Raw genomic sequence first — 18,173 nt, 5'->3', positions numbered from 1 at the left:
CCTAGTTTGTTTTTAACTCAGCCTGCTGTTAACTCAATCTGTTATTAAAAGAGTTCGTTGCCGCTGGTGTTGCCAGCAAAGAAAGCATCAACACTGGTGAGTGTTATGTTCGCGATATTGAACAGAGCATCTTTGGTTAAGAAAGCTTGGTGACCTGTGAACAGCACGTTGTGACAAGCAGATAGACGGCGGAACACATCATCGACAATCACGGCATTTGATTTGTCTTGGAAGAACAGCTCTTTCTCGTTGTCATACACATCAAGACCAAGTGCGCCAATCTTACTCTGTTTAAGCGCTTCGATAGCAGCTGTGGAATCCAGTAGTTCACCACGGCTGGTGTTGACAATCATCACGCCGTCTTTCATCTTCTCAAACGCAGTCGCATCTAATAGGTGGTAGTTCTCTTTACTCATTGGGCAGTGTAGAGAAATCACATCAGACTCTTGGTAAAGTTCGTCGAGTTCAACGTATTTAGCGCCTAACTCAACAGCTAACGGGTTTGGATATGGGTCATAGCATAGGATATTCATGCCTAAACCCTTCAGAATTCGCATCGTCGCTAGGCCAATCTTACCCGAGCCAATCATACCGACCGTTTTACCGTGGAAGTTAAAGCCAACTAACCCCTCAAGAGAGAAGTTCGCATCACGAGTACGCTGATACGCTTTGTGCAGCTTGCGGTTTAAACACATCATCATGCCGACCGTATGTTCTGCTACTGACTCTGGTGAATAAGCAGGAACGCGTACCACTTGCAAGCCAAACTCTTTGGCTGCGTCTAGGTCGACCTTGTCAAAGCCCGCACAGCGCATCGCGATTAACTTGGTGCCGCCTTGAGCAAGAATCTCTAACGCGTCTCGCGATAGGTCATCGTTTACAAACGCACAAACCACTTCGTTGTCGTGCGCCATTTTTGCTGTTGTTGTGGTGAGTCGAAAATCGTGAAAATGAAACTCAGCGTTGAGTTCGCCTTTTGCCAGTTCGAATGATTTTTCGTCGTATGATTTTGAGCTAAAAAAAGCAATGTTGAGCATGGCTTCCTCTCTTACCTAAAATATAAATAACCCACTAATTCATTCTCTGAAACGGGATTAAAACAAGGGCATGTTGACCTTTCGCGGTTAAGTTTTGTTCGAGATAAAATCGTTTTAATCGCGACGAGAGGTTTGCCGCCTAATCATTCTAAGCAAAACCCTCTCAACAAAGAGTAAAACGATTTTAGCCGAACCCTTCGGGCAGTGTTTGTGGTTCCTTTCTACAGCGTTATCGAATTCTCATGTAGGCGAGCTACACGTCGAATTCTCTGCCTTGTATAAATAACCCACAAACGGCTGCAAAAATCAGCTCGATAGGTCAACATGCCCTACAACTCTGTTCAGAGTGCTAGAGTTTTTTTCTCTTGTCTATCACCATTAGTCATTGTAATTGCTATGGTTATTTGATCTTTTGTCTTCACTTATTGAACATTAAAAATCACATTACGAGGTTGCTTGCTTATAAGTTCATCAATATTGAATGAATATTACTTTCGGGTGTGGAACGTTGAATTTTCCAGTGTGACGGAATACGTAAATGACTCATATAAAACCTCTTCTCTAACTGTTCTTTGAAAGTTGTGCTTCTGTCTAACGAGTGGCGGTTGTTATTTACCAGTAGTTCTCACTGCTGAATTGACCGGGTTTTCTGCGTAAGTGCTTTTCGAAACCTAAGCTAGTTAGCGCTTCGCTTGTGTCACGAACCATTTGCGGATTGCCGCAAAGGTAGAAAAAACTGCGGGTTTGATTGAAAGCGACAGACGCGGCTTGCTCGAGGTCGCCTCCAAGTAACAAATTTGGGATTCGTCCGCGCAAAGTTCCGGTAACTGATTCTCTAGAAATAATTGGCACATATTTAAGTCTCCCTTGAAAGTGATTAACGAGTTGAGTGATACGATCTCGATAAGTCAGGTCTTGCTCTGTTCTTACAGCATGCACTAGAACCAGATTCTTGAATGAAGAGGCTTTGTCTGAAGCCAACTCATTTTGCTGTATCTGCATGCTCTCAAGTATTGAGATAAATGGGCCTACCGCGGTTCCGGTTGAAAGCATCCATAGATCGTCGGCGATCTCTGGGATCTCATCTAAGGTCATAAAGCCACTTGGGTCTTTGCCGACAAAGATGTCATCGCCCATCTTCAACTCATGAAGTTGAGGTGAAAGCTGACCGTTCTGATCCTTAATAATCAAAAATTCCAGATGTTGATGACCTTGTTCGTGCTCTGGCGCGTTCACCATCGAATAGGCGCGTCTTACGAACTCATCCTCACTGTTAAGTAAGCCAAGTTTCGTGAACTGACCTGCCTGATAAGAAGAGACAGGTGCACTAACCTGGAGTGAGAACAATTGATCTGTCCATTCTGTTTTGTTTAGGACTTTGCCTGTAACTAAACCATGAGGAATATCTGTCATATCATCCACCTTTAAGAAGAGAAGTTATCTCATTAAGGATACTCAACTATTTACACTTTAGAGTTGCATGTATCACGCCAATAATGAGAATGCTTATCAATACTGATTGAAGGTTAATTATTGGGTCGAATGTTGTCAAAAAGACAATATACTATTTGAGTCCAAATGACTCGTGCATGTGTTTTGGTTTCGTTTTAATAGATTTTAGCTGGTTGAACATCGTTAACATAGGTTGAGTGGTTTGACCCCTAGGATATTCAATCAATTACTGAAGAGAATAATTTATAGATGCGTATAATGGCGGCTTTCGTTCTCAATATAACTGTGTTTTATGCTTGATAATCTTCGTATGGCCTTGAACGTATTGTTCGTGACCATTAATACTGCATTCACCGCATTGGCTGTGAGCCTGTTTGCCCTAATCAAACTTATTTTGCCAATTTCTGTCGTTCAAAAATCATGCACTCGCTTAGCTAACTTCACATTCTGGTGTTGGGCTTCTCTTAATTTATGGATGTTGAACGCCAATAACGATATCGAATGGCAAGTGGAAGGGGGGGAAGATATTTCGACCAAGCAGTGGTATTTGATGATGTCTAACCACCTAAGCTGGGCAGATATTGTGATTTTGTCTTCAATCCTAAAAGACAAAATGCCGATGACGAAGTACTTCTTGAAACATGAATTGTTGTACGTACCATTTGTTGGCTTGGCCTGCTGGGGCTTAGATATGCCATTCATGAGACGCCACTCTCGTGAGTTCCTATTACGCAACCCAGAACGCCGTAATGATGATTTTAATGCAATCAATAAAGCGTGTACTAAGTTCAAATTAGCACCGACAACATTGGTCAATTTTGTTGAAGGGACTCGTGCAAACCACGAGAAACTGGCGTCAGCAAAGACCCCTTATCGCCACTTATTGAAGCCGAAAACTGGGGGCGTGGCATTTGCTTTATCTGCAATGGGCCCAATTTTGGATGGCATCGTGGATGTGACCTTAGCTTACCCTGAAAACCAAACCTCTCCGTTTGAAGATATGCTGAAGGGCAAAATGACTAAGGTCGTTGTGCGTATTAAATTGCATCCAATGGATGAGAACGTGAACGGTAATTACTTTGAAGATAAGGCTTTTAAACGTCGCTTCCACAATTGGTTGAACAGCACGTGGAAAGAGAAAGACGTCTACCTTGATACGGTTTATGGGGTTGATAAGCCTTCTGAGGTAGAGACAGTTGACGAGCCTGATGTGGCTTATAAGAAACAAGAACAGTAAGCTAAAACTGAATCGATAGCATTAATAAAGCCGATAGCTCATTGAACTATCGGCTTTTTTATTAATTTGACTTTCTTAATATTCAAACCATTAAGTTAGTACTTACTATGGCTTAACCGCCTGGTAAGCATCAATAATATGCTTTACTTGGCTAGGTTTGCCTTGCTTCTCTTGTCCTTGATGGATACGTAAGTAGTGCTGCAATGTTTTGGCTTTGTATTGCTGTGATACCTTCACTTGTTCATCACAACTTGATGTCCAGATCTTGTCACCGACGTTTGATATCTCGCTAACGGTTTGGCTCTTTTCTGAATCACCGCGACTATTACTCACCAATAAAATCTCGTAGTAACGACGGTTCTCTTCAATCAACACTTCATCAATAAGACCAAAATGGATCGCCTTTAAATGGCTTCTCAACTCGAATTGCTGATGCACCGGACAAAGCAAGAAATCGATCGCTTTGTCTGGGTGTTGACGATGAATATCATCGACGAGCTTTTGAGTAAGATCGCCACCGACGCCCGCAATAATCACCAGGTGTTTGCCAGTATGTTTCTCAAGCGGGATAGCGGCGACATCCATACAGTAGACTTGCCATTGGCTAGTCACTTTCTGTTCTGCTATTGCACCTTGCGGAAAGTAACGCGTAAGTTTGCTTTCCAAATCGCTCATAAGAGACGGGACAATATCGACAAAGTGAAGCTGAGGTGCTTTGTTATCCGACAACAGTTGAACACCCAAGAAGCCGTGATCACAACAACAGTCCCAAATATGTTGGTAGTCATTGCTGACAAGGGAATGGAGAGTTTGCAGTCGGTTACTTAGCTTCATAAGGCTCGTGTCGTTAGAAAAGGGGTATTGTCGTGTTGAACGCGCATTGTAATGACTTTCCATAAAAACAAAAGCACCTAGGGTATGAATCCTAGGTGCTTTGTAGTGGCTACAGAAATGTAAGTATAGGTTTACGATGCTTTGGCAACGGCTCTGATATGGCCTTCCACTCGGTTCTTACCAAGTTGTTGCGCGATAAGTTTCGCTTGTTCCGCCAGCGCTAAAGCTGAGTCTGTTTCACCCTCTATTTGCGAGTATCCCACGCTAACCCCTAGCGATAAGGTGATATCTGGAGTGACGATGGTTTTCTCCGCGATTGCGACTCTGCACTGGTCTAGCTGGAATTTGGCATCTTTCACATCATTGGCTTTGAATAATACTGCGAACTCCTTTCCTCCAACACGAGCCAAGCAAAGTCCCTTTGGCTTGGGGAAGTAACTGCGTATCGATTCTGCAGTCAGCTTGATCATCTTGTCGCCCACCGCTTCACCGTAGGCTCGGTTTACGTGGTCGAAGTTATCGATATCAAGCAGAGCGACATAGGTATCGGGCTCGCTCACGTAGTTTTCGATGGCGATGTTGAAACTGCTCTTATTGTCTAACTGCGTCATCAGATCTTTGCTGCTCAATTGATGTTGAAGCAGTAAGTTAGACAAAGAGACTTCAGTGTAATCACGGATCATTCGTAGAATACTCTGGCTGATCGGTAAGTTTGCGTTTACGTACAACACTGCGATCAACTGCTGACGAGAGTGCAAAGGAATACAGTAATGACGTTGGTGTATTTTGAGTTTACACGCCAGTGGATCGGCGTACTTACCACTTCGGTAAGCCATAGTGTCCGGTGTAAATCGCTCTGCAAGGGCTTTGTCACAATGTACCGTGGATTTGTTTCCGTGATAGTCGATGGTACTGAATGCGTGGTTCTCAAGCTGATAGAGACAGAATTGAATGCCTTTTTGGTAGGTGAAACTATCCAGTATGGATTTTAACTCTCGCTTAAAGCTTACAAGGTCATCGACTTTATTCAGTTGCGACAAGGACACGTTCAAACGATAAGCCAGATAGTTGGCACCAATCCACAATAGCAGGAGTGAGCCCAGTACTAAGCCCGTCAACGTAAATTGATGTGAGCTGGTTAAGATGTCATGGCGGTCAGTGCCCGCAATGAACACCCAATTTAAGCTGTTGTCTGCGTCAAACACCGATATTTTGAAGTTATCTTGATAGTAGTATTCGTGCTTACCAACGGTTTCACCTTGTGAGAGTTGGTGGCTGATACCTGCGTGATAGCTGACTGATTTAGATCCGATACGTTTTGGATCTGGGTGAAAGACCAGTCGTTCTGTTGCTCGGTCAACGACAAACACATAGCCGTGATTAAGCGTTTTTAAGTCTCTTAAGCCTTGTGTGGTGTGTAAAAGGTCAAACTCAATCCATATTTCTTCATTCAATCTTTCCGCCGTGTGTTTAACTGCGAACACCCAACGACCATCTGCTTTCTGGTAAATCGAAGAGATGTAGAAATCTTCAACCACACTGTCTATTGAGCTCCATTTTATGGCGTCGATTTGTTCATGGGAAAGAGGTAATCCACGACTTGATATATATTGTTGGGATTGTGGTTGGTATCGAACGATATCAGAGAAGTTTGGTGTTCTTTCTAGAATATTATCACTCAATTCTCTGAATTTTTTATCACCAATTGGAGCCGTTTTAGGTAAGCCTAGACTGGTTTCTAAAAAATAGAGTTTGCCGAATGTGGCTTCGATGTTGGAACGAATGGTAGAGCTTGCGATACGAATGTTTGTTGATGATTGTTCTGTTGCTGCTGTTTCTACTTTTTCAAGCTGAGCCACAGCAAGATAGAGCATCCCTCCAGTTAATAAAATAATGTATGGTTTAAAAAGCCGAATTAATGTTTTAGGTAAAGCCATGATATCCAAAGACGTTATAGATTCATTTTTATAGTACGGCAATACTAAACAGTTTCATTAACCACATCAATGCAAATGATTCCATATGGATGAATGATTTTTGTGATATTCAGCTAACAAAAAAGCCAGTTATAAATATAACTGGCTTCTATGGTTTTCGGTGTTTTATTAAGCTGACTAAGCTTTTTCTTCAATCAAATCAGCCTGATCTGGCGAGTAGTGCAAAATGGCCATCGAAGTTGGCGACAACAACATTTCACCTTCTGCATGACCGGGTTTGACGTTTCGCGAGTTGGTATCACAGATGGTTACCCAGTTTTGTTCACGATCATTAGGTAACGAGAAACGTGCTGGCGCATTGGTTTGGTTGATAAGATAAATCAACTCGTCGCCATCTTTACCAATACCTAAATGCAAAGCTACAGAGCTTAAACGGTTCCAATCGTCATGCTCCATCAGTGTGCCATCGACACGGCTCCAGAAGATGCGGTTAGAGTTACGCTTTTCGCCACTGAATGCCTTAATAAACGGCACCATGTATTGCTGACGGGCAGAGATCATTTCAGATAACCAAGTCTTAAAGTAAGTCTTGCGCTCTGAATCTTCCCAGTTAAGCCAGCTGGTCACGCCATCTTGGCAATAAGCGTTGTTGTTACCTTTTTGAGTATGAGATAACACATCGGCTGTGAGAATATGTGGAATACCAAAAGCAAACAGCAGGCTCACCATGAAGTTGCGTTTCTGCTTTTCACGTGTCGCGATAACTAACAGGTTTTCGGTTTCACCTTCAACACCGTAGTTTTCCGAACGGTTGTCGCCGTGTCCATCGCGGTTGTTCTCACCATTCTCTTCGTTGTGCTTATGCTTGTAAGAAACAAGATCCTGCATGGTGAAGCCATCATGGTAAGTGATGTAGTTGACGGTTAATTTATACGGCCAGTGCGCAGCACTGTAGATGTCACGTGACCCCATCAAACGGGTTGCAAACTCTTTCAGATAGCCTTGATCACCACGCCAGAAGCTACGAGTGATGTCTCGTAGTTTGTCGTTACACTCATTCCAGCCTAGCGGGAAATTACCCACTTGGTAGCCATTCGGACCGATGTCCCAAGGTTCTGCAATGAGCTTGGTTTCTTTAAGTACAGGGTCTTGAGCCACAGCTTTAAAGAATGCTGCCTCAGGGTTGTAGTTATCACCCTCGCGTCCCAGCGTTGCTGCTAGGTCAAAGCGGAATCCGTCGATTTGGAACTCACTTACCCAGTAGCGAAGCGTATCCATCACTAGGTTAAGTGCAGGCTGGTGGGTGAGATCAACGGTGTTACCACAACCCGTGAAGTTCGCGTAATGACAGCCATGTTTAATGTAGTAGCGGCTATCTAGCGCTTTGAGGTTGAAGGTTGTACCACCTTCGCCACCTTCTGCCGTGTGGTTGTACACCACGTCTAGAATGACTTCGATGCCATTGCGGTGAAGTTCACGAATTGCGGTTTTGAGTTCATTAACGGCGTCTTTTTCTGCGTAGCGTGGGTCTGGCACCATGAACAAGTATGGGTTGTAACCCCAATAGTTCACTTTATCCATGTCCAAGAGATGAGGCTCATGCATGCACGCAGCAACGGGTAGAAGCTGTAGAGAGTTGATATTTTGTTGTTTGTAGAACGCAAGCATTTCAGGGCTCACTAACCCTAAGTAACGACCTTTGGTATTGGCTGCCACTTCTGGGTGCAGTTGAGATAGGCCTTTTACATGCGTTTCAAAAAGAACAGTATCTTCGCGGCTAATGCGCGGCTTTTCTACGTCTTGCCAATCGAAGGTGTCATCAACAACGACACATTTCGCCATAGCAAAGCTTTTTTCATTGGTATATGGCGTGACGTAATCGAGCGGTTCGCTGATTGCTTTGGCATACGGGTCTGAAAGCAGGATAGGGCCATTGTCCGTTTCTGCAATGAAGCCGTATTTTTGTCCCGCTTTAATACCATCAATAAAGACATACCTGATATCAGCGTATTCATTTTCTAATTTATAAGTGGTGAATTCGTCGTTCTCGTCAAAAAGAGCGAGAGAGAGAGATTTACAGTCAGGAGAATAAATTGAAAAGTTACAGCCAGTGTTACCTAGCGTTGCGCCTAGTGGATAAGGGCGAGCGAGCGTTCTAGTCATTGCTTGATTTCTTGTTCGTTTATCGACATCAGTGAACTATAAGTAAAAAGCTTTGTCACAGTAAGGTCAAGCAACTTCACAGAATAATTACGGTTAAAAAAATAATTCATCGATGAAGTTCAAATTATATATTTGAAGTAGATCTCACTTAAGGTGAATAATTAGATCTGTGTGCTGCCTACTCCTCCTAGATTAAGTGATCTACCTCTTTAAAACACCGTTCTGTATATTTTCTACTCCCTTCTCATCCCCCTTAATTTAGTTCAGGGTGGAGGAAGTCAAACTTGTCATCCCCTCTTAATATTGACCCCGTTGAAACGAATCAGGGGAAACCCTAAACCTCTCTATCTTACGACTACCATTACTGCCTTTGGTTGCCGCAAGAGAGCAAAAATATAAAAACCTAATATAAATCGTCCTTAATGGAGTTAAGAATGAAAAAAGTAAGTTTGATTGCTGCTGCAGTGGCAACTACATTAGCTGCTGGCTCTGCGTTCGCTGTAGATTTTAATGGCTACATGCGTGCTGGTACTGGTATTAGCGGAAATTCTGGCGGTGACGTATCTGTAAACAAAAACGGTATTGGTCGTCTAGGTAATGAAAATGACAACTACTCAGAGTTTGGTTTTGCAGAAGAGCTAAAAACTGGTGAGCAAACGTGGCGTCTAGAGTCAATGATTGCTTCTGGTGCAGACGGCGCAAATGGTTGGGAAGACGGTGACTTCAACGTTGCACAATTTGCTGTTAAAGCCAAAGGTGTAATCGCTTCAGATAAAGAAGCAACGCTTTGGGCTGGTAAAACATACTACCAACGTAAAGATATCCACATCACTGATTTCTATTTCCTGAACACATCAGGTACTGGTGGTGGTATTGAAAACCTATCTATTGGCGACCAAAAGCTTTCTGTTGCGTTAATTCAAGATAATGGTTCACAAAATGTTGAAAATGGCACGAAAGCGGTTCTAACTGCCGCTGGAGAAGCAGCACTAAAAGCTTGTGATGGTAGTGCGACTTGTGAAAAAGTAGTTTTGGATGACCCAACTAATTACGAAGATGCTACAGCTTATAAAGGCGAAACAGTTAATGGTTATATCGCAGATGTTCGCTTAGCAAACATTGGCCTGTGGTCTGATGCGTCTCTAGAAGTTGCATTAGCTTACAACTTCGCTACTTCTAGTGATGGCCAATCACTGAAAGGTGATGATGGTCTATTAGTTACAGGTATTATCCACCAAGGTATGGATAATGGCTTTAACCAAACTGTATTACAGTACGGTACTAACGGTTACGGCGTACAAGCGGCTAACTTCTGGGGTGCTGGCGCATACTACGACCGTTCAGGCGACCAAAATGATGCAACAGGTTATCGTTTGATCAACTGGGGTGTTATGAACCTAGGCGAATCATGGGAAATGGGTCACCAACTTGCTTACCTAGCTGGTTCTGAAATTGGTGCTTCTAAGCAAGACATCGATCAGTACTCTGTAGTGGCTCGTCCAATGTACAAGTGGAACGACACAATGCGCACAGTATTTGAAGCTGGTTACAATGCTGGTGAGAAAATCAACAGCGCTGGTACTGGTGTAGAAGACTTTGGTAACGCTAAATTCACAGTAGCTCAAGCTTGGGCTATGGGTGACAGCTTCTGGGCTCGTCCTGAAATCCGTGTTTACGGTTCTTACATCTTAGACACTGAAAATGACGATGCATTTGGTACAAATGAAGATACTGAATACGTATTCGGTATTCAAGCAGAAGCTTGGTGGTAAACACCTAGCTTAACCAATCCTAAACTGTCCTAATTCATAGCCGGCTCGCGTCGGCTATTTTTTTAAGGAATGTACGATTAAGTTGATCGTTCCCTAGGTGAATAGTTCTCTTTGTGGTAATTAAAGTTAGTAAATTTCTTAAAAAAATAACAAGAAGGAAGGGTTATGTATTTTAAAGCTCTAATGTTGAGTGGTTGTGTTGCGTTGGCCGGTTGTCAATCTGCACAAGTAGTCGAGCAAGTGCAAGTGGCACAGGCTGAACAAGTTAACTCTATTGCTGGTCTTCAATTTGCCCCGATGAAGCTTCCAAGCTCGGCAATTTTCGATGTAACACCAGACAGTCAAATTTTAAACTATCAGGGTATAAACAGCCCTGTAGTAGCGATCGAGCTACCAGCGGATCGCGGTGAATACTCTATTAAGATCACCAGCATGATCGGTGATACAGCATTTGTGCCGAATGCCGTGATTTACGATAAAAACGGTCGCGAGTTAGAGCGTTATGGCAAAGAGAGCTTCGAATACGCGAAGCCTAGGTTGCATTTGGGCAACCGTCTTGTTGCAGAAAATGATTTTTACCCACCGACAACTGCTGAATCTGTTTACTTAGTTATCTATACAGAGCAAGAAGATCTTGGTGGTTTTACTGATGTCATTCACCCTGCACGTTTAGATGCTGAAGGCCGTGGTAACTATTTGCCAGAAGTAGAAGACATTCCCGTTCCAAATGCGAATGTCGGTAAGATAGAAGTGACTATTGATAGAGTGGGCTTCTTCTCATTTGGCTCTAGCAGTGAATCTAACGCTAAACCAGCGGCAGCAGCTAAGGTTGAAACAATTCAACCAGAAACACAAACTTACTACCATAATGCCATTCAAGCAGCAGTAGACGCAGATAATATTCCCAAAGCTCTGAGCCTACTAGATGAAGCAAAAGCCCTTGGTATTGAAGGTGCACAAGAAGCCTTTGTGCGAGCCGTCAACGCCAAGTAATATAGATAAAGGGTTCCTTTAAAAGTGCAATGCTTGTAAGTTAAGCATCGGTTAGCATCTTCTAAGGAACCCTATCGAATACCGCTTTAATGTATATGCTTTTTATTTGCAATGTTCAGCAACTTTCTCGCCTAAAGGGACTTCTGTATTTTCGCATTTTGATACGTGACCAGTAGTCGTTTCCCCTGCTTTATCCGTTTCCATATATTGATCAACATTACCGTTGCTTTCAAGTGTTTGCAGTGCCTGTTTGTGCGCGGCATTTTCAGCTTGTATTTGTTGCGTTGTTGCAGTGCTAGGAGTATGTGCCAGGGCGCGAGCAGCGTCGGTAGATTCTACAAGATCAGTGGTATTAGCCAAAGCCATCCCGCCCATCAATGCTGTAGTCACGATGCCCATTTGGATGGTTTTGATGATATGTTTACGGTTCATGGAAGTTTTCCTAATCAAAATTTAACGACACCGCAAACAACTGCGGTGTTTTGCTGTTGATAGAATATTACATCGAGAATTGAATGTATTTTAATCGTAATTGTAGGGCGTAACCCTTCAAAAAAGGCTGCCAGGATTAATTCTGTTCACTTAAGGGAGAGCGGCATTCCTACTATGATATATCGTTAAGATCTGGTTTTAATGGTTCTAAGGAATATCCTTTCCCTTTAGTTCTAAGTTTTCAGCCATGTAATCGAATGTAGGGGCTATAAAGTATGGTTGGAAATGCCCCGAATTTTAATGGGCGATGCAGTTGTTTATTATTTGCTTAAATCTGCTGGGTTCAATAGTTGTAAAAAAGGGAGACTGACGTCTCCCAAAGGCTAGCTTTCGCTGGTTTTATTATCTTTTTATTAGAATCTAAGCTTTATAGTTTAATTCTTGGTTACTGAAACAACTGGGCCATCTACGTCGTCATCCAGCTCGTGAATCGCATTCAGAGTGAATGTATAGCTACCAGCTTCTGTTACGCTTAGTTGGCAGTTACCATCAGCATCAGTACCTAGGTCGATTGATCCATCAGCAAGTTCAACTGAATCACAACCAAAGTTAGGTGTTTTCCAATCTGCATCTGCAAACTTGAAGCCATAGTCTCCCGCTTCCAAAGTACCCGTTACAGAGTAAACCCCATTAGCAACAAAGCTCATTGCCCAATCATCCGTTGCGCCCCATCCATTCATGTCACCTTTAACGTAAACCGTTGTTTGCCCGTATGGCGGAATGCTAGATACATCTTTATCTGAGTTATCGACTGGCAGACCGACACCTTGCGCATCGCCTTGTGCCTGTACAAATACAGCGGTGGTTAATGCAGGTACTGTGAAGGTTTCAGCGGCGAAGCTTGCTCCTTTTACAATGTCATCTTCAGAATTTTGTTGAACGGTGTGCAGTGCAAAGCCGGTTGCTCCTGTGATTTTGAATGATTGAGATTTATTAGTTGAGTTTACAACTGCCACAATCGCATCATTTGCAGGGTCAAGATCGTCGCCCGCAGACACGCCATCATCGATCGACATGACAATCAGGCCTTCGACTTGATCTTCGCCAACGTTACGGAAGTCGACACGCTTCATAACTTCGTCAGCTGTATCTAAGCGGAACAGTTCGCTTGAGCTACGGATCTTTAATAGCTCTAGGAATTGCTGCTTAGTCAGCTCAATGTCGTCTGAGTCTGGTTTAGCCGCGCTGTCAGCAATGATTGTTTTGATCAGATCCCAGTTCGCACCATCTTTATCTTCACGAGGTAAGCCAACATTCCAGTTGTTGTCCGTCCCATCAAACATGACGCGGTTGTACCAGTCACCAGAATCGTAAGAATCGCGCTGCATAGACTTAGATCGTAGCAGTTCAGAACCCATATGGATGAATGGTATGCCTTGGCCTAGCATCACGGTAGAAAGCGATACAGACTGCATACGCGCACGCTCTGCAGAGCTAGTACCAGTGGCGATCTTGTAAGCGTTGTTATCCCAAAGTGTTTGGTTATCGTGTTTGGAAACGTAAGAGATGTTCTCGGAAGGCATCTTGGTGTAACCAGCTGGCGCGCCGTTGTAATCAACGTTTTTACCCAGTTTGGTATCGCCTTTGTAATCAATCAGTACGTATTCTGCGAGGTTACCTGCCATACCTAAACGAACAAGGTCTTGGTTATGTAAACGACCATTGATCGAATCTTGATCAACTTTGGTTTCTTCGTTGGCAATCGCTGCGTTACCAAAGCCTTGGTTAAAGCGAAGTGGGTGGTTCCCTTCTGAGTCGACACCACCATCGAATGGGCTACCACCACGAACGGCGTCACGCAAACGGTCTGAGAAGGTACCGATTTCTGTACCTGCCATGTTGATTTGGTTCGCTTGATCGAAGCGGGCGTTGTTGGCGACTTCACCAAAGTCCCAGCCTTCCCCGTAGAACAGAGTATTCGGGTCGATTTTGCGCACTTCTTCCAATGCTTCGACCATTACATCTTTTGGCTGGTGGCCCATCAAGTCAAAACGGAAACCATCCACTTTGTAGTCGTCAGCCCACACCTTAAGTGAGTCAACCATCAATTTACCCATCATCAGGTTTTCGGTCGCAGTGTTGTCACAACAAGTCGAGTTTTCTACGCCACCAGTGTTGACGTTAAGACGGTGGTAGTACCCAGGGACAATCTTATCCAGTACCGACTTATCGTTCACACCAGACGCATTGGTGTGGTTGTATACCACGTCCATGATCAGCTTAAGATCCATGTCGTGCGTAGCTTTGACCATCTGACGGAATTCGAGAATACGCTGAGAACCATTAGGATCGGTCGCGTAACTTCCCTCAGGAACTGTGTAATGGAATGGGTCGTAGCCCCAGTTGAAGCTATCAAGCATACGAAGGTCATTCATTAATGCTTGTGCGTCACCCGTTGAAGGGTCATAACCATCGAGTACGTCTTCGATGACTTTGTTTTCGTCTTCGCTTCCACATAAGGTAGCTGTCGGTTTTACATCACACAGTTTTCCTACGGTGTCGGTGATATCAACACGGCTCGCGGCATCTTCATCGACGGTAGCGATATCAAATGCTGGTAAGATATGCAGCGTAGTTAAACCTGCTTCTTGGAGAGCTTGTAGGTGTTTGACCGACTCACGATCGGCTTCTGTAAGAGCGAGGTACTTGCCATTTAGGCTAGCTGTGCCGAGCTTATCGCTGAAACTAAAGTCACGTAGGTGTGATTCGTAAAGTACGTGGTCTTCGTCTTTCTCTACGGTTGGTCGTTGGTAGTTGTCCCAGTTCGCTGGTTTCAAGGTTGAATCATTCAGGTCAATCACTTGAGAGTATGCTGAGTTCTTTGACAAACTGAGAGAGTATGGGTCTGTCACAAGGCGAGTTTCGATATTGCCTGTGGTTGGGTGATAAACCTTCACTTGGTAACGGTAATAACTGTTCACTGCATTAGACACGGCATCAGTCGCCCAAATGCCTGTCTCAGTGTTTTCCGTCATCGGGATTACTTGTGAACTTAGCAGATCTTCACTGTATAGAACGAGTTCTACATCTTGCGCGGTTGGTGCCCAAAGCTTGAAGGTCGCCGCACTGCCTTCAACAATTGCGCCTAGTTCTTCAGCCATTGCATTACCAGCATCTTCGCTAGCAAATACCGCATCAAGCACACCAGGTTTTTGAACCTCAGTTGAAGAGATAACATCGCCATTGGCATTGTAGGCAACAAAAATTATCTGAGATTTTAAAATAGTGCGAAGTGTGCTGTCGTCAACATCGATAGCTAGGGCAGGTAAGCTTGCAAGGTGTCGGAAACGCTCTTTCAATTCAGAAGATAGTTCTCCGTCTTTGCTTAGTTCAATTGCAGTTCCACCGACAATCTCTTTGTCATCGTTCATTGTGATGCTGTTGTCTAGTGCATAGAAAAGCTTCACAGAGTCTGCATTGCTAGCCGCTTCCCAACCAATTGTGGTTGCATCTAGCCAGTGTGCTTTTTGACCATCAATATTGACTGGTCGCTCTGAAATAGGGTCGTAGTACAACTCGCTGCTGCCATGGAAACCAAATACGCCTTGTGAATCGCCAAGCTTAGTTAACTCGACTTTTGAGTTCGCACTGCCAAATGCTTTCTCATCACCATTGTGCAAGATGAAGTTCATGCATTTGTGTGGGTCAGAGGCATCTGGGTCAACTTTCAACACATAATAGGCACCGTAAGTATCGCTGATACCATCATATTCGTAAGGGCTGTTCCAGTCGGTTCCGGTTTCACTTAATCCCATGCCGACTAAATCTGTGCTGGTACAGCCTTCACCATTCCAAAGGTGCAATCCCCAACCGTCGTAAGTTGAGCCAGATGAGCTGGCAGCGGCAACATCGCGTTTGTAGTAAATAACGACTTCGTTTTCAGCTGCAGGGTATAAACCACTGTTGCCAGGGGCTGTACCGTTGTCGCTATCATTATCACTACCACAACCCGCGATCAAAGTAGCGGTGAAGAGCGGTAACATTGCTTTGGCCAATGTAGAGCGTTTGAAGCTCTTCTTTTTGGTATTGTTGAAGGTATTTCGTAGAGAGATAATTTTATTAATATTTATGTTGTTCACGTTTTGATATCCATATTTCACTTTTTATGAAGATGAATATCCTAGCTTTAACCAAGGTCAACTATTTGTGATGGCAATGTATAAAGTTATTTTAAATTCGTAAATATAGGAAACCTAGTGTCAATATCACGCTTTGTATTTGGTTATTGTTAAATTAATTGGATCAATGACTCATTTGCATAATATCAATAATGTAAGGCGTAGAGGCTAGGCGTAGTTAATAAGGATGAGAGCTCATCCTTATTATTGTGAGTAATATATCGAATTGAGAGAGTGTTAATTTAATGTGGAAATTAAGTTATTTATCAATTAGCTAAAAGCGAGCTGTTCGGTAATTTATATTGATAGGTATATCATCCATTTAAGGATAACACCCAAGCCAAAGACGCCAGCGGTTTCAATTCAATATTAAAACTGCCAACACTGTTCTCAATGTCGAGCACTTGTTGCGCTATGCCTTCAATATATTCATTGAGTATGTAACGACCATCAACTAATTTGAGTTTTTGGATTACATCACTTGGAATCTTTAAGTGAATATTTTCAGTGGTATGTTGGCTGAAATTAGCTGCAACAATGGTTAGCTCTTGGTGGTCAGAGCGCAGAAATGCGTAGACTGAATCACTTAAGTTACAGCACTGGTGTAAGTCTTGGTAATCACCTGTTATCGATGAGTGCTCTAGCGAAAAGTTCATTACCTTTTGATAGAAGTGACGCAGCTGCTTTTCGTTTTCGTCTAATAGCCCGCCATCGAATGCGCCGTGGTTCATCCACTTTTGGTGTTGTGGGACTCCGATGTAGTCAAATATGGAAGTTCGTGAGGGCTGTCCAAAGCCTGCATTCTCCGCGCCCGGTTCGCCGACTTCTTGCCCAAAGTAGATCATGGTTGGAGAACTACTCAATAACGCGCTGACTAGCATTGCAGGCTTCGCTATATTTGGGTCACCTACAAATTCAGGAGACGCGATGCGTTGTTCATCATGGTTATCCAAGAAGTGCAGCATGTGATGTTCAATATCCATCATCTGATGTTGGATTTCGGGGATGATTGCTGTTGAAGCCTTGCCTTGCATGATGTCTTTTAGACCGTCATAAAGATCAACCTTATCGTACAGGTAGTCCATTTTTCCTAGGTGAATATAGTCGCGGTATAAGTCCGGTTGATAAACCTCTGCCATCAGAAAGGCATCTTGGTTTTTCATCTTTATCGATGAATTGAGGTAGCTCCAGAATTCGACTGGAACCATCTCAGCCATGTCGTAGCGGAACCCATCAACACCTTTTTCTAACCAAAACAATGTTATATCTCGAAATTTTACCCAAGAGCTAGGCACAGCAGCCGATTCCCAGAAATGATGATGCTCTCGGTAATCTCGCTGGGCATAGTCACTCGGTAGTTCAGGGAAATCTTTTGAACCGTCTGGTCGCACACCGTAATTAATCTTCACGGTTTCATACCAATCATCGAAACTAGGCTTGGCTAAGCGCGAGCCATTACCTGTCCATTTGGCGGGCGTCTCTATAAAAGGGGAGTTTAGGTTAGGGTGCTGTTCACCACCTAGCGGCGTAAAGGCGGGCTCTATGTCTGGCAATTCAAAGGTGCTGCTGGGAATGTAGTAGAAGTTATTGTCTTTGTAGTATTCCAGCGTTGTGTCATCTTGAGCGCCGAAGTCACTGACGCCTTGCGGGTTATTTAAGCCTTTATAATGACGCGCAACGTGATTCGGTACGATATCGATAATCACTTTTAAACCATTGTCGTGACTTCTTTTGATTAGTGCCTCGAACTCCTCTAGTCGGCATTCAGGGTTGTCTGCGAGATCTGGGTTTACGGAATAGTAGTCTTTGACGGCATATGGTGATCCCGCACGGCCTTTTACCACGCTAGGGTGATCGTCTGAAATACCAAGGTGCTTGTAGTCATTGATGAGCGCATGATGTGGCACTCCGGTATACCAAATATGAGTCATACCGAGTTTGCGGATTTCAGACAGCGCTTTGTCGGTAAAATCACTGAACTTACCGACGCCATTTTGCTCGATTGTGCCCCATGGAACATGTTGGGTGTTTTTATTGCCAAATAAACGCGTAAAAACTTGGTAGATGGCGTACTTTTGGTTGTACATATTTATAATTCCTTTAACTTCCATCATGTTATGTAGGGATGAAAGGGCTTG

The 18,173-nt window shown here is 43.6% G+C and carries 11 protein-coding genes and 1 pseudogene; 3 read left to right on the top strand and 9 right to left on the bottom strand.

All coding sequences use genetic code 11. The features are described from left to right. Positions 1-44: 44 nt before the first annotated feature. From AB4274_RS08480 to AB4274_RS08470, 3 genes and pseudogenes are all read right to left on the bottom strand, one after another. Positions 45-1,037: a 2-hydroxyacid dehydrogenase gene (locus tag AB4274_RS08480; protein WP_372111697.1), complete on the bottom strand. Its 993-nt coding sequence runs from the start codon at positions 1,035-1,037 to the stop codon at positions 45-47. Between the two features lie 466 nt (positions 1,038-1,503). Next, positions 1,504-1,584: pseudogene (locus AB4274_RS08475) on the bottom strand (cytoplasmic protein); the annotation flags it as partial. 65 nt (positions 1,585-1,649) lie between these two features. Next, entirely contained in the window at positions 1,650-2,450 is an 801-nt protein-coding gene (locus AB4274_RS08470) for a ferredoxin--NADP reductase (protein WP_017058858.1), read from the bottom strand. Positions 2,451-2,781: 331 nt separating this feature from the next. On the opposite strand from AB4274_RS08470, the gene AB4274_RS08465 reads away from it, so the two are divergent. Continuing rightward, on the top strand, positions 2,782-3,726 hold the full coding sequence (locus AB4274_RS08465) for an acyltransferase (protein WP_017063993.1): 945 nt from the start codon (positions 2,782-2,784) through the stop codon (positions 3,724-3,726). A gap of 105 nt (positions 3,727-3,831) precedes the next feature. Here the strand turns inward: AB4274_RS08465 and AB4274_RS08460 are convergent, their stop codons facing one another. From AB4274_RS08460 to glgX, 3 genes are all read right to left on the bottom strand, one after another. Next, positions 3,832-4,560: a tRNA (adenine(22)-N(1))-methyltransferase TrmK gene (locus AB4274_RS08460; RefSeq protein WP_029236367.1), complete on the bottom strand. Its 729-nt coding sequence runs from the start codon at positions 4,558-4,560 to the stop codon at positions 3,832-3,834. Positions 4,561-4,691: 131 nt separating this feature from the next. After that, positions 4,692-6,434, bottom strand: coding sequence for a diguanylate cyclase domain-containing protein (locus AB4274_RS08455; protein ID WP_372111695.1), 1,743 nt, complete (start codon positions 6,432-6,434; stop codon positions 4,692-4,694). 240 nt (positions 6,435-6,674) lie between these two features. Further along, complete coding sequence (gene glgX, locus AB4274_RS08450; protein WP_372111693.1) at positions 6,675-8,660, bottom strand: glycogen debranching protein GlgX; 1,986 nt, start codon at positions 8,658-8,660, stop codon at positions 6,675-6,677. Between the two features lie 434 nt (positions 8,661-9,094). On the opposite strand from glgX, the gene lamB reads away from it, so the two are divergent. Then, positions 9,095-10,432, top strand: a complete 1,338-nt coding sequence (gene lamB / locus AB4274_RS08445) for a maltoporin LamB (protein WP_372111691.1) — start codon at positions 9,095-9,097, stop codon at positions 10,430-10,432. A 165-nt stretch (positions 10,433-10,597) separates the two neighbouring features. Next, positions 10,598-11,425 (top strand): MalM family protein, encoded by an 828-nt coding sequence (locus AB4274_RS08440; protein WP_017058852.1) that lies wholly within the window; start codon positions 10,598-10,600, stop codon positions 11,423-11,425. 102 nt (positions 11,426-11,527) lie between these two features. Here the strand turns inward: AB4274_RS08440 and AB4274_RS08435 are convergent, their stop codons facing one another. From AB4274_RS08435 to AB4274_RS08425, 3 genes are all read right to left on the bottom strand, one after another. Then, positions 11,528-11,857, bottom strand: a complete 330-nt coding sequence (locus AB4274_RS08435) for a hypothetical protein (protein ID WP_017058851.1) — start codon at positions 11,855-11,857, stop codon at positions 11,528-11,530. A 434-nt stretch (positions 11,858-12,291) separates the two neighbouring features. Then, positions 12,292-15,996, bottom strand: a complete 3,705-nt coding sequence (gene pulA, locus AB4274_RS08430; protein WP_372111688.1) for a pullulanase-type alpha-1,6-glucosidase — start codon at positions 15,994-15,996, stop codon at positions 12,292-12,294. Positions 15,997-16,349: 353 nt separating this feature from the next. Beyond that, positions 16,350-18,122 carry an alpha-amylase family glycosyl hydrolase gene (locus tag AB4274_RS08425; protein ID WP_372111686.1) on the bottom strand — a complete coding sequence of 591 codons (1,773 nt, stop codon included), beginning with the start codon at positions 18,120-18,122 and terminating at the stop codon, positions 16,350-16,352. Between the last annotated feature and the right edge of the window lie 51 nt (positions 18,123-18,173).

It is taken from the genome of Vibrio sp. 10N.261.55.A10, from assembly GCF_041470825.1.
Classification (GTDB): Bacteria; Pseudomonadota; Gammaproteobacteria; order Enterobacterales; family Vibrionaceae; genus Vibrio; species Vibrio crassostreae_C.
This window is presented reverse-complemented; position numbering and strand designations above follow the sequence as displayed.

Coding starts and splice junctions, on each gene's coding strand:
- lamB (WP_372111691.1), top strand. CDS start 9,095: ATGAAAAAAGTAAGTTTGATTGCTGCTGCAGTGGCAACTACATTAGCT.
- AB4274_RS08435 (WP_017058851.1), bottom strand. CDS start 11,857: ATGAACCGTAAACATATCATCAAAACCATCCAAATGGGCATCGTGACT.
- AB4274_RS08460 (WP_029236367.1), bottom strand. CDS start 4,560: ATGAAGCTAAGTAACCGACTGCAAACTCTCCATTCCCTTGTCAGCAAT.
- AB4274_RS08465 (WP_017063993.1), top strand. CDS start 2,782: ATGCTTGATAATCTTCGTATGGCCTTGAACGTATTGTTCGTGACCATT.
- AB4274_RS08425 (WP_372111686.1), bottom strand. CDS start 18,122: ATGTACAACCAAAAGTACGCCATCTACCAAGTTTTTACGCGTTTATTT.
- glgX (WP_372111693.1), bottom strand. CDS start 8,660: ATGACTAGAACGCTCGCTCGCCCTTATCCACTAGGCGCAACGCTAGGT.
- AB4274_RS08470 (WP_017058858.1), bottom strand. CDS start 2,450: ATGACAGATATTCCTCATGGTTTAGTTACAGGCAAAGTCCTAAACAAA.
- AB4274_RS08455 (WP_372111695.1), bottom strand. CDS start 6,434: ATGCTCTATCTTGCTGTGGCTCAGCTTGAAAAAGTAGAAACAGCAGCA.
- AB4274_RS08480 (WP_372111697.1), bottom strand. CDS start 1,037: ATGCTCAACATTGCTTTTTTTAGCTCAAAATCATACGACGAAAAATCA.
- AB4274_RS08440 (WP_017058852.1), top strand. CDS start 10,598: ATGTATTTTAAAGCTCTAATGTTGAGTGGTTGTGTTGCGTTGGCCGGT.